This window comes from Pseudomonas sp. LBUM1645, from assembly GCF_059716185.1.
Genome location: NZ_CP166811.1, coordinates 3827311 through 3841912 on the forward strand (window position 1 = coordinate 3827311; position 14602 = coordinate 3841912).

At 53.2% G+C, this 14602-nt stretch carries 16 protein-coding genes and 3 pseudogenes; 14 read left to right on the plus strand and 5 right to left on the minus strand.

Annotated features, from left to right (window positions below):
• Positions 1–3: 3 nt before the first annotated feature.
• The 7 genes from ACA079_RS17045 (at position 4) to ACA079_RS17075 (ending at position 6223) form a co-directional block, all read left to right on the plus strand.
• Complete coding sequence (locus ACA079_RS17045; protein ID WP_497700175.1) at positions 4–1128, plus strand: type VI immunity family protein; 1125 nt, start codon at positions 4–6, stop codon at positions 1126–1128.
• Between the two features lie 148 nt (positions 1129–1276).
• On the plus strand, positions 1277–2095 hold the full coding sequence (locus ACA079_RS17050) for a PoNe immunity protein domain-containing protein (protein ID WP_497704337.1): 819 nt from the start codon (positions 1277–1279) through the stop codon (positions 2093–2095).
• A gap of 5 nt (positions 2096–2100) precedes the next feature.
• Positions 2101–2880, plus strand: coding sequence for a PoNe immunity protein domain-containing protein (locus ACA079_RS17055; RefSeq protein ID WP_497700176.1), 780 nt, complete (start codon positions 2101–2103; stop codon positions 2878–2880).
• A gap of 52 nt (positions 2881–2932) precedes the next feature.
• A complete protein-coding gene (locus ACA079_RS17060) occupies positions 2933–3880 on the plus strand; it encodes a type VI immunity family protein (protein ID WP_497700177.1) in 948 nt (315 codons plus the stop codon).
• Positions 3881–4044: 164 nt separating this feature from the next.
• Positions 4045–4695 (plus strand): PoNe immunity protein domain-containing protein, encoded by a 651-nt coding sequence (locus tag ACA079_RS17065; protein ID WP_497700178.1) that lies wholly within the window; start codon positions 4045–4047, stop codon positions 4693–4695.
• A gap of 40 nt (positions 4696–4735) precedes the next feature.
• Positions 4736–5389, plus strand: coding sequence for a hypothetical protein (locus tag ACA079_RS17070; protein WP_497700179.1), 654 nt, complete (start codon positions 4736–4738; stop codon positions 5387–5389).
• 63 nt (positions 5390–5452) lie between these two features.
• Positions 5453–6223 carry a PoNe immunity protein domain-containing protein gene (locus ACA079_RS17075; RefSeq protein ID WP_497700180.1) on the plus strand — a complete coding sequence of 257 codons (771 nt, stop codon included), beginning with the start codon at positions 5453–5455 and terminating at the stop codon, positions 6221–6223.
• 68 nt (positions 6224–6291) lie between these two features.
• On the opposite strand, the gene ACA079_RS17080 is transcribed toward ACA079_RS17075, so the two are convergent.
• The gene (locus ACA079_RS17080; protein WP_497700181.1) at positions 6292–6588 is read right to left on the minus strand and encodes a hypothetical protein; all 297 of its coding nucleotides are present in this window, start codon (positions 6586–6588) and stop codon (positions 6292–6294) included.
• Between the two features lie 378 nt (positions 6589–6966).
• Between ACA079_RS17080 and ACA079_RS17085 the strand changes: the two genes are divergently transcribed.
• The 3 genes and pseudogenes from ACA079_RS17085 (at position 6967) to ACA079_RS17095 (ending at position 8267) form a co-directional block, all read left to right on the plus strand.
• Positions 6967–7500, plus strand: coding sequence for a hypothetical protein (locus ACA079_RS17085; RefSeq protein ID WP_497700182.1), 534 nt, complete (start codon positions 6967–6969; stop codon positions 7498–7500).
• 151 nt (positions 7501–7651) lie between these two features.
• Entirely contained in the window at positions 7652–7921 is a 270-nt protein-coding gene (locus ACA079_RS17090) for a DUF2790 domain-containing protein (protein ID WP_046047138.1), read from the plus strand.
• 91 nt (positions 7922–8012) lie between these two features.
• Positions 8013–8267, plus strand: a pseudogene (locus tag ACA079_RS17095) (hypothetical protein).
• On the opposite strand, the gene ACA079_RS17100 reads toward ACA079_RS17095, so the two are convergent.
• The gene (locus tag ACA079_RS17100; protein WP_497700183.1) at positions 8264–8533 is read right to left on the minus strand and encodes a DUF1652 domain-containing protein; all 270 of its coding nucleotides are present in this window, start codon (positions 8531–8533) and stop codon (positions 8264–8266) included. The pseudogene ACA079_RS17095 and the gene ACA079_RS17100 sit on opposite strands and share 4 nt — an antisense overlap.
• 305 nt (positions 8534–8838) lie before the next feature.
• On the opposite strand from ACA079_RS17100, the gene eco reads away from it, so the two are divergent.
• A complete protein-coding gene (eco, locus tag ACA079_RS17105; protein WP_497700184.1) occupies positions 8839–9321 on the plus strand; it encodes a serine protease inhibitor ecotin in 483 nt (160 codons plus the stop codon).
• A gap of 29 nt (positions 9322–9350) precedes the next feature.
• Positions 9351–9656 (plus strand): NIPSNAP family protein, encoded by a 306-nt coding sequence (locus ACA079_RS17110; protein WP_033055038.1) that lies wholly within the window; start codon positions 9351–9353, stop codon positions 9654–9656.
• 24 nt (positions 9657–9680) lie between these two features.
• Here the strand turns inward: ACA079_RS17110 and ilvA are convergent.
• A pseudogene (gene ilvA / locus ACA079_RS17115) lies at positions 9681–10673 on the minus strand (threonine ammonia-lyase, biosynthetic); the annotation flags it as partial.
• Positions 10674–11031: 358 nt separating this feature from the next.
• On the opposite strand from ilvA, the gene ACA079_RS17120 reads away from it, so the two are divergent.
• Positions 11032–11367 (plus strand): DUF2834 domain-containing protein, encoded by a 336-nt coding sequence (locus ACA079_RS17120; RefSeq protein WP_497700185.1) that lies wholly within the window; start codon positions 11032–11034, stop codon positions 11365–11367.
• A 143-nt stretch (positions 11368–11510) separates the two neighbouring features.
• Here the strand turns inward: ACA079_RS17120 and ACA079_RS17125 are convergent, their stop codons facing one another.
• Entirely contained in the window at positions 11511–12434 is a 924-nt protein-coding gene (locus tag ACA079_RS17125) for a magnesium transporter CorA family protein (protein ID WP_497700186.1), read from the minus strand.
• 7 nt (positions 12435–12441) lie between these two features.
• A complete protein-coding gene (locus ACA079_RS17130) occupies positions 12442–14016 on the minus strand; it encodes a RimK family ATP-grasp domain-containing protein (RefSeq protein ID WP_497700187.1) in 1575 nt (524 codons plus the stop codon).
• Positions 14017–14108: 92 nt separating this feature from the next.
• Between ACA079_RS17130 and rimI the strand changes: the two are divergent.
• Positions 14109–14552 (plus strand): annotated as a pseudogene (gene rimI / locus ACA079_RS17135) (ribosomal protein S18-alanine N-acetyltransferase); the annotation flags it as partial.
• Positions 14553–14602 lie beyond the last annotated feature (50 nt).

Sequence of the window (14602 nt, forward strand, 5' to 3'; positions counted from 1 at the left end):
ACTATGAATGCATTGGAAAAATTACCTGACCTGGCTCCAAACCTGGCATTTGAACTGCCTGATAGTACGCCAGTCATCAGACTGGGGCTGATTGCCACAGTTTATTTTAAAAAAGGCTATTTACTGGAAAGCAAGAAAAAAGTCATAGAGTGTTTTGATCGCTTCAATGAAGAATTTGGCCAACATCTAAAGGGTCAATTTGATGGTCAATACAAGAAACTGATAAACGACAGTTTCAAAAAAACGACTCTGGACATTCTTCGAACTGATTCGAACGAACAATATGAATGGCACCTCAGCAGTGCTCGAACTGCAGGTGAGGCCGCGGAGTACAGTCTTTCGGCTTTGAACTCTTTTGAAGTCCATGGCGATCACAAGCGCTCGTACCTGAAGATCACTTTGCCTTGGGCTTTTTTGCTGGAAGCTGACGGCGCCGCTCGATATCAGAACTGGCTGGTTTACCTTTGTAATCAGGTGAAGGCTGAACATGGTTATGGCGGTCTTTCCAGTGTTCTGCCTTATGACTTCGATAGCTACATGCCAATGGAATTTCAGTTGGCTCAGCAGTTCCCCGGACTTGAAGTGGACACCATGGTGCACAACTTTAAGCGAGAACTGCTTGATCACATCAAGGGTGTGAACTGGTACACCATTCTTGGGGCGACGTTTGTAGAACGTCTAGGCGGCGAAGCCCTGCTACGCCATGCTTTCAGCGGTCGTGGCGATGTAGAGATATTAAGTTACTTCAACGGACTGATTATTCGTGCGGGAGACCTCCCTCAGTTGGGTGCCGAAGACGAACCACTTCCTCCTGCCTATGTGGCGATCAATAAAGTCGTAAAACCTCTGCGCATTCCAAATCCAGATCAACTGCACACTTATTCCCCATATGGAAACTGCTTCGAAGAAGACAGTACCGCTCGCTGGTATGCACGCTTCGACCAAGATAATAGTGAATCAACAAACCCTGCACGCCTTGAAGCCGGCCAACCATGCAGCATGGCGGGGTACTGGTTCAGTCCAGCTCAATTCAACTCCCGACGTTACTTCAATCAGGGCGAAACTATGCCGAGCTTTAGTGGCTCCAATTGGGGTGACACGCTTTGGTATTGGTCGGGTGAAAAATAATACCCTCGTGATGTTTCAAAGCCTGCCTCGCAGGAGGCAGGCTTGTTCCAGCAGGCTGTCAGGGGAAAGGCTTCGTAAACAAACGCAAGAAATCCCTAGCCAAAAAGTACGGCGCATTGAGTTCTCTGAAAATTGAGGCATGACCAAAATGAAAAAAAGACAAAAATTTTTTAGTGAAACTCATTACAAAAACTTTCAAAGAGAGCATGACGAAGTACTCGAATTTTTAAAGACAAATACCTTTCAATCCGATTCTCCCGAAGAAGAAGCAGCTCTTCGCTCAAGGCATTTACAAACGCTTGCACTGGACAGGCTTTTGGCAGCTTATACGGCAGGAGAAGAAATAGCGTTTTTAATACCTCTCCTTTGCGACCTGATTGACAAGTACGAAGTAAGACAGGCCAAGCTGGAGGAGCACGAAAAACTCCCTAATATATCTCCACTAGCAATTGATGACTGGCCTTATCAATATGAAGAATGCGTGCAAGTCATAGGTTTTTGTATACTACTACATCGCACGGACCTCCTTAAACGGTTTGTAACGTTAATAGATAACGCAAACTATGCTGGCGCCGACACTCTATATGAAGATTTACTTACCAAGTTACTGCCAAATAGGCACGATGTAGATTATTGGTTTCACGGTGTCTACTCACCTTTAATTCAAGCTATCTATGCAGACAGCAAAGAAGAAGCAACCAAGTATCTTAAAAAATACTGCAGCCAATGGTATGCCGCATTTAAACAAGCGCCGTGGCACGACTTGCATTTACAGGGAGAAGATGGAAATTACGTCGGATACTGGGCTATTGAAGCGGGAGCAATCGCATTTTTGTATGGTATAGACGACAGCAAAATCGATCACATGGTGTACCCAAAGGACTTGGTCGAATACGCGAGAAATTACCAACCGACCAATGGGTCCCAGGTTGCTCGTGTCGATGCAGGACAACCTCCCCTTTGCTGATACCTATGAAAAAACGACAAAAATTCTTTAATGAAAAACACTATGAAAATTTCCTTAGGGAACATGATGAAGTCATAGAGTTCTTCAAAACCAACAAATTCAAATCTGACTCTGCCGAAGAAGAGGCGTCTCTTCGGTCTGTTTTTTTCCAGACTTTGGCGCTTGACAGACTTCTTGCCAGCTATACCGCGGGAGAGAACATAGAGTCTCTTATTCCTCTCCTTGAAGACTTGATTGAAAAGTACGAAATCCGTCAGAAAACTCTAGAGGTGTATGAAAATTCACCAAAGATGTCGCCATTGGCATTGGATGACTGGCTCGATCAATACGAAGAAGCCGTTCAAGTTATCGGCCTGTGCATTCTACTGCACCGTACTGACCTGCTACCGCGCTTCGTCAAGCTTATAGACGAGGCTGGCTATGCCGGTGACGATACTCTTTATGAAGACTTACTGAAGACAGTCCTTCCACATCGGCACGATGTCGACCGGTGGTATCACGACGTGTACACGCCACTCATCCAAGCTGTCTACACCGATAGTAAAGAAGAGGCTTCAAAGCTACTTCAAAAATATTGTCAAAAATGGTATCCAGCCTTCAAGCAAGCTCCTTGGCACGATACTCATCTTCAAGGAGAGGAAGGTAACTACGTAGGCTATTGGGCTATCGAGGCAGGAGCAATTGCTTTCTTATACGGCATAGACGACAGCAAAATCGACCATAGGGTGTATCCGAAAGCTTTGGTTGAATACGCCAGAAACCATAAGACAGTGATAGGCAACTGATTCGCCCCGGCTGAAAACGTTTTTTCGAGATTCTCGGTCAATGGAAGACTCAATGAACACACTGGAAAACCTAATCGCAACCGCCCCAAATCTGGCCTTCGAATTGCCAAATGGGATGTCTGTCGTAAAGCTTGGCGTCATCGCCACGATCTACTTCAAGCAAAGCTACACCACTGCGAAAAAGCTCAAAGTCATGGAATGCTATCGAGCATTCTATGAAGAGTTCGGCACGCTATTGAAAGGCCACATACAGGACGGCTACCAGAAACTGACACCTGCCAATTTTGAAAAAACCGTGGCCCGAATTGCGAAAAGCGGAGGCCATGATCAATACGAATGGCAGCTCACCAGTGCAGGCAGCCTCGAAGAAGCCGAGGCCTACGGTTTATCCACCCTTAACAGCCAGGAACTGCATGGGGACACAGGCATTTCCTACTTGAAGATCGTCTTGCCTTGGGACTTTCTGCAAACAGACGCGGGACTTGAACGGTACAACGCCTGGATAGCATATCTTTGCAACCAGGTTGATGCAGACCACGGTTATGGCGGCCTGTCGACGATACTTCCGTTCGATTATGACACCTACGTATCAACCGAATTTGCATTGGCTCAGCAATATCTCGGGCTGGAAGTAGACTCGGCTCCGCATAGTCTGTGCCTTCACCTGATTGACGTTATCAAAGGTGTGAACTGGCAGACGGTTCTAGGAGAGGCCTTTGTCCAGCGCCTTGGTGGTGAAACCGTACTGCGACAGGCTCTTGGCGGAAGGAGCGATATTCACATCCAGAACTTTAACGCTGGCTTGATCATCCGTGCCAGCGACTATCCCCAACTCGGTGCACGGGATCAGGCACCGCCCGCGGCCTACGTTGCCGTCAATGAAGTCGTCAAAACCTTACGCATCCCTGAGCCAGTACAACTCCAGTCCCATTCGCCCTATGGCCCGACCTTCGGAGAAGACACCACCGCGCAGTGGTTTAAGCGATTCGACAAGGAATAGCCCCCCTAATGGAAGAGAGCCAGACAAACGTAATGAACAGACGACAGCATTTCATCGTTGACTCGTACTACCGAAAGTCCATCCACCTATACGATTCAACTGAGTCGCGGTGGTCTGGCAGGACGATGCAGGCAGATTCTCCAGACCAGGAGAAGGCATTACGAATGGGGTACTTCAAGGAGGCGGCGTTTAATGCCTTGCTGATCAGTTACACGGCGGGCGAGCCGTTTGACAGCCTCATTCCCCGGTTGGAGAAGCTGATCAGTAGCTACGAGATTTACCAACAAGCACTGGCTGCCGAGGAACGCGAACCTGACATTTCACCTTTGGCCATCGACGACTGGCCCGAACACTATGAAGAGTGTGTTCAAGTCATCAGCCTTTGCATTTTGTTGCATCGCACCGACCTGCTGATTCGCTTCGCCGTCTTGATAGATCGCGCTGGATACGCCAACGAAGACACACTCTACGAAGACCTTCTGCGAAAGTATTTACCTGATCGCGCTGATCTGGACGAGTGGTTCCACGACCTCTACACACCGCTGATCAGAGCGATATACGCCACCGAACCTGAAGAATCCAGCAACCTGCTTAAGCAATATTGCGAAGCGTGGTATCCCGCTTTCGCCACGCTACAAACCAACTGGCATGACAGTCATTTGGACATGGAAAGCGACGATGGCAGCTACGTCGGTTATTGGGCTTTCGAAGCAGGCGCTATCGCCTTTTTATACGGCATCGACGACAGTAAAATCGATCAGATGGTTTACCCCAAAGACCTGGTGGCATATGCCAGGAACACAGCAAACACGTAAACTCCAGCCTCATCAGAAAACGGACTTCGGATTCAACGCTATGGAATTGCAATTCACCATTACCCCCGCGCACACCCAAATCAGGATCGGCGAATTGCTGGAGCGCGAAATGCTCAAGCATGATCAACAGCAGGCCCGATTGTTGAGTTATGTCGCACGCTGGCAGGACCGTCTGCTCGCCCCTCTGTTGTTTGTCCTTTGCCTGGTCGGCGGCATGCTGGCGATCTATTTCCCCGAGCGCCAGTTCACCCCCCAGAAGATTATCTCGATGGTGCTGTCTGGAGTGATCCTCATGGTGGTCTGGTGGTTCTTCTCCGGTCGACTGCTACGCCGCCTGCGAGCACGGATCGCCGCCAGCCATGCCAAGCCGCGCGCGCCTTTGCGCGGTGCGAACCAGCGCCTTATCGAAGCCAAACTGCGTATTAACCTCAAGGCCGCTGAGGGCGCGTATCGCCTGCTGTTCGACGACCAGGGTTTCAGCCTGATTAATGCAAAGGGCGCGAAAGGCGGGTTGGCTTGGGGGAAGATCGTGCGCTTCAAGGAAACGCCCGACTTTTACTCGGTGGCCTGCGCCGAACTGGATCGCAAGGACAAGGCCTATCACATCCCCAGGCACAGCGATGTCATGGACGCCGAACAGTATCAGCAAGGCTTGGCGTTGTTTTTAAGCCGGGTACCCGACTCGGTCATTTGACGGCTGGCAGATCTTGCAACGTTGATCGAAACAATAAATCTCTGCCCTTTAAAAGCCGCCGCCATGAACAAACGACAAAAATACTTTAGTGAATATCAGTACAACAAGTTTCTGAGAGAGCATGACGAGGTGATTGAGTTTTTCCAGACCAACACCTTTCAGTCTGACTCGCCCGAAGAAGAGGCGACAATTCGTTCAACGCACTTCAAGCAGTTGGCACTGGACAAGCTTTTAGCCGCTTACACAGCAGGTGAGGAAATCGTTTCTCTCATACCTTTGCTTGAAGTTCTCATAGAAAAATACGAAACCAGACAAGCCAGGCTGGCGGAGTACCAGAACAGTCCCGACATATCGCCGCTCGCGATATGCGACTGGCCTTCCCAATATGAAGAATGCGTGCAAGTGATAGGCTTCTGCGTTCTGCTGCATCGCATTGATTTACTTCAACGGTTTGTCCTGCTGATAGACCGTGCAGGCTTTGCTGGCGACGATACGCTCTATGAAGATCTGCTGATCAAGGTGCTGCCGAACAGACACGATGTGGACCAATGGTTTCACGACGTCTATTCACATTTGATTCGGGCCATTTATGCAGAGAGCAAAGAGGAAGCTACCCAATTTCTTAAAAAATACTGCAAGCAATGGTATTCCGCCTTCAAACAAGCGCCTTGGCATGACAGTCATTTACAGGGAAAGGATGGGAATTACGTCGGTTACTGGGCGGTAGAAGCAGGCGCTATCGCCTTTTTATACGACATCGACGACAGCGAAATCGATCACCGGGTTTACCCCAAAGATCTTGTTGAATATGCCCGAACCCAAAAAAAGCCTTGAATGCATCGACCTTGGGCATTTAGCTTCAAAACCTGCCCCCACAGGAGGCAGGCGTGTTCCAGCGAACGTCAGGCCGGCGCTTTCCAGCCCAACATCTGCTGCTGCGCAACCTGCAATAGATCGCAGCCGTCCTGCGTCAGCAGATACAGCGCGTGGGTAATGTGCGGAATGTCCTGGACATCACCGTTCTTGAAACACTGGCAATGGAGCGTTTCAAGCAACTGGCTGGAGGCTCGGATGCGCTGTAGAGCGGCTTCGAGAATGTCCTGGGGATTGGCCGCGGTGTCGATGACCATGGGGTTTGAGTCGGTGACGCTGCTTTTGATTGAGCGATAGCGCTCGGGAAACGGGTTGAACGTTGGCATAAGAATTACTCATACGTAAGTTAAGTAACCGTCAGCACCGTGACCAAACGATGGAGGCGGACTGTGTACAGGCTTGGTCAACCGATAACCCGCACAACTCGGCTCGCCCGAAGGCGTCCAGCACACAGCCGCCATAACAACGCACAACGAAGACAAAGATGTCCGCTGGGCGAATGATGGCACATATGTGTGCGGGATATCAGGTGACCAAACCTGCTCGCTGATTTTGCAGCGAGGCCAAACAGTACCCGCTGGAAGCCTCCCGGCGAAAGACGACAAAGCGCCCGAGACTGTAGGAACGGGACGAACATTTCTCGGGATTTATTACGCCTCACGGGCAGTTATGTAGGACCCTACCACCGAAGGGATTCACCCCGAATGCGAACACCATGGAAGTACGTCATCGCGGCGCTGCTAGCCGCCCCGGCCTATGCACAACCGCTCCAGACAATCCTCACCTGCCCTTTAGCCGACAGCACACACGTCTCGCTGCTGGCCGAACCGGATGTGGACGGACAACGTTTGTTCATAAAACTCGACGGAAAAACCCAAATCGCTTTTACCGACATGCCCCAATCCGACTTTGTCGGCCGGATTGTCCTGGCAAAGTGCGCTGCCTCCAGTTTGATTTTCGCCCTCGAATACGGCTCGCCGTATATGAAAGGCGTGGTTCTGCGCAAGAATCCTGTCAGTCACACGGTCGAGCGAATCGATTTTGCCGAGAAGGCCCTGCCCCGTTGGCTTTATCTGGGACGAGAGCAGATGCGGCTGGTCATCCCTAATATCGGGTATGAAATGTCGACGAAGTTTCTGGTCTATGACTACGTCGCTGGAAAGGGTCAACTGGAAGGACCCTCTGGTATAGAGGCGCCTTCAGATCGACGTGGGTTCAAGGTTGTGCGCGTCAAATAGCAGCAACCATTAGCCCGCTACTTAACCTTCGATTAATCCTGCGGTCCAAAACTTTACTGGACCGCACGCCCTCAGAGTTCTCTGACGCCCAGTGCGGCAGGTTCGACGCCTAAACGTCGAGCTGACTTTAAGCCTGCATCGGAGATCGTTCATGAACATGCGCACCTTGCTGATCACCACCGCCCTCGCCTGCACCGCGTTTGCCGGTCTGGCCCAGGCCAATGACACTTCGAGCTCCCAGGCAGTGCCGTACCATTACGGTATGCCGCTGCACGTGGGCAAGGTCATTACCTTGACCGAACCGTCGACGCTGGACTGCAAAGTGGTCACAGCCGACATGAAGTACATCGATAGCACCTCGGGCAAACCGGCGGAAATCTCCTACCGCAAACTTTCCGACGCTTGCAGTTATCAAAACTGACGGAAAGGTCTGATTCAATACTTTGCGGTATTCCTGTGAGGGGTTCTGGCGCTTTGCTCAGCGCCTCCCCCCACTGCCGCAAGGATTCGCCATGCAGTTATCGTTTCGTGCCTTGTCGACCTTCACTTCCATCCTGTGTTTTGTGCTGGCCTTGGTCTAGGGTTTGAATGCGTTGACCAATGGTTTCATGGTCGGCTGCTGGGGGCTGGCAGGACTGGGCTTCGGCGAATGGCTCAATGGCCATGGCGGTCCGGGCATTTTGCTGGCGGTGGTGGTCGAACTGGCGCTGGGCCTGGCGTTTCTCCAGACCAAGCGCGTGTCGATGGAACTCGAAACCGTGGGTTAAAGCGCTTTCCGGTCTGGATGCAGAGTCTGGGCGATGGTTTGGTGCTGCATGTCAGAGCGCAGTCCAGCTATCAAGTCGCTGATTTCTCGGCAACCATTTAAGTGCTTGGCATTTATTCCGGTCACCATGAGATCAAGGTGATCGGTTTCACGATCGGAATACACCTTAACGGTCATCGACAGGTCCGGCGACAGCGTGCATTGACAACGTTTCGGCAGAAAACTGCTTTCAATGATGTTGCGAAGTTCCAAGGCAGAAAGAAACATGGCGACCCTCTCCTTAATATGAGACTGCCAATCAACTATCGATACTGACGCAATGAAATCCCCGGTCAGCTTAAGACCAGCTACAGCATAAAACATGCCTAGGATTTCGCCCTGCAGCTCATCGGTAAATCAACGATTTAGCGAAACAGCGCGTAAATAGCCCATGCAATATGCAAGAAAGGCGTTGTGGTGCCCCTGCAATCTGCATACATCCAGCGACAAGTTTGCATTGGCCGACCACGCCAGTAAGAATGCGGCCAATCAATTCAGTATCCGCTGACCCCACTCGCAAGCAAGGAGGCATCATGGGTTCTTTGACCTGTATCACTACCGTCGGGCTGATTCTTGCCGAGCTGTCGACCATCGCTCACGCCGCGAAACTCGAAGAAGTCGCGCCGTTCCCCAAAGCTGAAAGCGGTTTCACCCGCCAGGTCATTCACCTTGCCCCACAGACTCAGGAAGACAGCTTCCAGGTCGAAGTCCTCGCCGGCAAAACCCTGACCGTCGACTGCAATCGCCAACGCCTGGGCGGCATTCTCGAGGAGAAAAACCTCGAAGGCTGGGGCTACCCGTTCTACCGACTGGAAAAAGTCATCGGCCCGATGAGTACGCTGATGGCCTGCCCGGACGGCAAAAGTAAAAAGGACTTTGTGCCGGTGGTCGGTGACGGTTTCATGCTGCGCTACAACAGCAAACTGCCGATCGTGCTCTACGTGCCCAAAGACGTCGAAGTCCGCTACCGGATCTGGTCGGCGTCGAGCAAGGTCGAGAAAGCCGTCCAGGAATAACCGTTCTATCCCGTAACAGGAGCGCCATTTTGATTACCTGCCACGTCAAATATGTGATCGATCCGTATCAACTCAGCGAATTCGAAGCCTACGCCAAGGCCTGGCTCGGCATCGTCGAGCGTTTGGGCGGTACGCACCACGGGTACTTCCTGCCTTCCGAGGGCGCGAGCAATATCGCCTACTGCCTGTTCAGCTTTCCTTCGCTAGCGGACTACGAAAGTTACCGGCATATCGCGATGACTGACGCCGAGAGCACCGCACTCGTAGCTTCGCTGGTCGAGAAGAAGTTTATCGTCAGTTATGAGCGGACCTTCCTGCGCCCGCTGCTGGCCTGATACTGCTCACGCCGGGGCGCCGCTCAACGCGGCGCGTTCGGCCACATGGCGCAAACTGTCAAAATTGATATTGGCGCCTGAGTCGATCGCTACCAGTGTCTGACCACGGGCACCGGTTTGCGCTACGTATTTCTTGATTCCGGCCACGGCCAAGGCACCGGAAGGTTCGGTGATCGAGCGGGTATCATCGTAGATATTCTTGATGGCGGCGCAGAGTTCGTCATTGCTGACCGTCAACACATCATCGACACAAAACTGGCAGACCTCGAAACCATAAGCACCGATCTGGGCGACGGCCACACCGTCGGCGAAAGTGCCTACGTTCGGCAGGACAACTCGCTCGCCGGCCTGTAATGCCGCATATAAACAGGCGGAATGCTCCGACTCGACGCCGATGATGCGGACTTCTGGCCGCAGGTATTTGACGTACGCCGCGATGCCAGCGATCAGGCCGCCACCACCCACCGGGACAAAGATCGCGTCCAGCGGACCTTGATGCTGGCGCAGGATTTCCATGGCGACGGTGCCCTGCCCGGCGATCACGTCTGGGTCGTCGAAGGGCGAGACAAAGGTGCGACCGGTTTGCCGCGCCAGGTTCAATGCATATTCCAGCGCAAACGGAAAACTCTCACCGTGCAGCACGGCATCGGCGCCCCGACTGCGTACGCCCACCACTTTCAATTCCGGCGTCGAACGCGGCATTACGATGGTCGCCGCAATTCCCAGTTCACGGGCCGCTAATGCCACGCCTTGAGCATGATTACCTGCGGAAGCGGTGATTACCCCGCGCACCTTTTGCTCATCGCTCAGTTGCACCAGTTTGTTGTAGGCACCGCGGATCTTGAAGGAAAAGGTCGGCTGCAGGTCTTCGCGTTTGAGCAGAATCTGGTTACCCAAAAACTCGGAAAGTGCCGGTGCTACCTGCAACGGCGTACGCACCGCGAGCTCATACACTGGCGCGGCGAGGATCTTTTTCACGTAGTGCTCAAGCAAGGTCTGCTGGGCGGTGGTGCTCATGGTCGTCTCCTGTCGTACACCGACTGTGTGTAGGAGCTGCCGAAGGCTGCGATCTTTTGATCTATCTTGCGGACGCCAAGATCAAAAGATCGCAGCCTTCGGCAGCTCCTACGCCGGTCGGCGTTGGTTCAAGACCCAGGAGACAGAAAGTAAAAACCCGCCTCTAGGGCGGGTTGGGTGCTGCAGTCGTGAGCTAGCCCGCCAAATAAGGAATGGCGGTAATAATGCTTGGCTGGCAGCGCAATACAGTGGAAGTCATGTCCGGAAATTAGCCGGACGCTGATGGCAAGTCAATGGCCAATTTTACGCGGCCTCTGTAGGCTGACGACTCTGCTCATTGTCCCCAAGGAAGGAAACCATGAAGTCTGTCACCCTGCCGCTCATTGCGCTGATCGCGTTCGCCGCCTACACCGTTTCGGTGATGCTTCAGGCCGAACAGTCATTGATCGACTTCGGCATCAGCCTGATGTCGCGCCCCGACACGGCGCAGGTGGTCATTGATTTGTACCTGCTGGCGACGCTCGCAGGCATCTGGATGTACACAGATGCGCGCAAGCGGGGGCAGTCGGGATGGTCCGTGGTCCCCTACCTTTTGATCACCGCTATTTTCGTCTCCATCGGGCCATTGTTGTATTTGGTTGTGCGGGGATTTCAAAGCCGCAGGAAATCTGTCGCTGCGACTCAACAGATCTGATTTCGGACATCATGGCGATTTTGATATAGCTATCGCGAGCAAGCTCGCACACATTGGACCTGAGTGGTCCAAGATTTAGTGCCTATCGCAGAACCCCTGTGGGAGCGAGCTTGCTCGCCATAGCGTTCTGACAGCCATCGGAGTTATTTCGCCAACCGCCTGAGCCCGAGCACCATCCCTCCAGCCCCCATTATCATCGCGGTCAGCAACAGCGGATACGAAACCCACCACGGCACGCCCGCCGTCATCATGCTGAACTCGGACATGCCGCCGATACTTGCAATCAGGTTCAGCGGCAGAAACACCACATTGATCAACGTCAGTTTGCGCAGCAGGTTGTTCATGCTGTTGTTCATCAGGTTGCCCCGGGCGTCGATCAGCCCGGAGAACACCGTGGAGTAGATTTCCGCCTGTTTGTAGCACTGGTTGTTTTCGATGATCAGGTCGTCGATCAGGCCAATGGCTTCGGCGCTGAAATGTTCCTTTGCCGCGTGATTGCGCAAGCGGGTCAGGACTGCGCCGTTGCTGTGAATCGCGTTGATGTAATAGATCAGGCTTTCGCTGAGGTTGAACATCTGGATCAGGTGCTGGTTCTGCATCGACGCGTTGAATTTCTGCTGCAACTCCCGGGCAACCATCTTGATCACCTTCAAGTGGCCCAAGTAGTGATGGATGTTGTTGAACAACAGGTCGAGCAACACATCCAGCGGCGTGTTCAGAGGTTGGCGCATACCGAGGCCACTGAGCGGCGAGTCGTCGGTGGCGATCACCAGCAAACGATGCTCGGAAAACAGCAAACCGCAGGACGACACTTCGAAGGCCAGGCTGCCGGCACCGGAATAGTTTTCCGGGCGTTTCCAGATCAGGAACAGGTTGTCGGGGTGAAACTCGATGCGTGACACCTCGTCGGGGTCCAGGGCCGAGGCCAGGGCGTGTTCATCGACTTTGAAATGGCTGTGCAGCAGATCCCGTTCGGCCGCGTCGGGGTTGCTGAACAGCATGACTTCGGCGTCCAGCCGTTCGACCTTGTGCAGGGCGCCGTGGATCAGTTGAAAACTCTTGATCATCCGCCGTTCACCAGGCCTGGCCGCGGCGCTTGAGTTCCAGGCGACGAACGAACTCTTCCAGCACCAGTGAATACAGATCGTCCTGCAAGTAAGCGTCTTCGATGCCGGCGTCCATGTTGGGATTGTCGTTGACCTCGATCACCACCACTTTGTCGCCGGACTGCTTGAGGTCGACACCGTAGAGGCCATCGCCGATCAGGTTCGCGGTCTTCACCGCCAGTTCCACCACTGCCCGCGGTGCTTCGTGAACCGCCAGGGTGCGGCATTCGCCATTGATGTCCTGGCCCTTGGCCTTGTGGTTGTAGATCTGCCAATGGCCCTTGGACATGAAGTACTGGCAGGCAAAGATCGGTTTGCGGTTGAGCACGCCGATGCGCCAGTCGTATTCGGTGTAGAAGAATTCCTGAGCCAGCAACAGCACCGAATGCTCGAACAGTTCGGCCGTGGCTTCGAGCAAGGCCTGCTGGCTTTCGACCTTGATCACGCCCCGAGAGAAACAGCCGTCGGGGATTTTCAACACCAACGGAAAACCGAGGCGCTCGCCAACCCGCTCAAAATCTTCCGGTCGCTCTTTATAGAGAATCTCGGTGGCGGGCATGCCCAGTTGATGACTCTTGAGCAGATCGGTCAGGTACACCTTGTTGGTGCAACGCAGAATCGACGTCGGGTCGTCCATCACCACCAGCCCTTCGCTCTCGGCTTTCTTGGCAAAACGGTAGGTGTGGTTGTCGACGCTTGTCGTCTCGCGGATCAGCAGCCCGTCGTATTCGGCAATACGTGCGTAGTCCTTGCGCTCGATCAGCTCGACGTCGATGCCCAACGTCTTGCCAACCCTGACGAAGTTGTCCAGCGCCTTGGCATTCGACGGCGGCAACGCTTCCTGGGGATCGTGCAGGATGGCCAGGTCATAGCGGGCTAAACGCCGGGAACGCGGCACGCGCCAGATCTTGCGACTGAAACTGTCGAGTGAGTGGGCGAACTGATCTTCCTGATCTTCGCGTAACTTATGTAAGGCGCCGGACTTTATCCCTTCAATGTGCCAGCCGTTAGTTCGACGAAACTCAACTAACAATATCGGGCACGGAAAGACTTCAAACAACTGTCGCGCCAGATCCTGCAACGGCTCGATATGAGTCTTGCCAAAGTACAGTGTCAGGGTAAAGCCTTCGGTATCGCTGTAAAGGTGATGACTGAGAGCTTTTTCCAGGGTTTTATCCAGATCATCCAGGGCCAGGCCGTACAGGGATTTTCGGGTCAGTTCGCTGATGGTCCTCACCGACGGAATTACCTTGTGTCCACGGGCTTCGGCCAGCAGCGAGCAATAGTAGCCGTGCCCCAGGTACTTGTAGCTGCGGCACAGATTGATCACCTGGACCCGCTTGCCCTGCTCGTTGGCCCGGGGTTTCTCGAGGTATTCCTGGGCGCTGACGATGTCTTCACTGGGGAAGTAGGAGGTCCAGTCTTCCTTGCGTTCGACGATGATAATCAACTGGCTGGAAGTTCTAACACCGTCATTTAAATAAGTTGCTGCCGGCAAAGTTTGCTCGGATACTTCGCGCCAATGACCCTGTACCGCTGACATAGTGATTGATCCGTTGGAGAACAAGACCTTTCCTATTAAGCACGAACTTTTTAGAAAGTCCCGTTTCGTTACGCAACTTTTACGGTGGTCATATGAACCTGGTTTTTCGCTTTGCGGTGGTTGAAGATTTACCGGCACTGCTGGAACTCGAACAACACTGTTTCACCACGGATCGGCTTAACCGTCGCAGTTTTCAATGGATGATCACGCGGGCCCACGGGCAACTGCTGGTGGCCCAGCGTGGCGAGCACCTGGTCGGTTACGCCGTGGTGCTGTTTCACCGGGGTACTTCGCTGGCGCGTCTTTACTCGATTGCGATCGCCACCGAAGCTCGCGGCAGCGGTCTGGGCAAGCAATTGCTCCAACGCATCGAAGCCTGCGCCCTTGAACACGACTGCGCCTACCTGCGGCTGGAAGTTCGCATCGACAACCCGTCGGCGATTGCCCTGTACGAGCGCAACGGTTACCGACGCTTTGCCCTGATTCACGACTATTACCAGGACCATGCCGACGCGCTGCGACTGGAGAAGCGTATTTCGGGCGTGGAAAATTGCGGGCGGCGGTAATCCTGTACGCCCGCTCATGA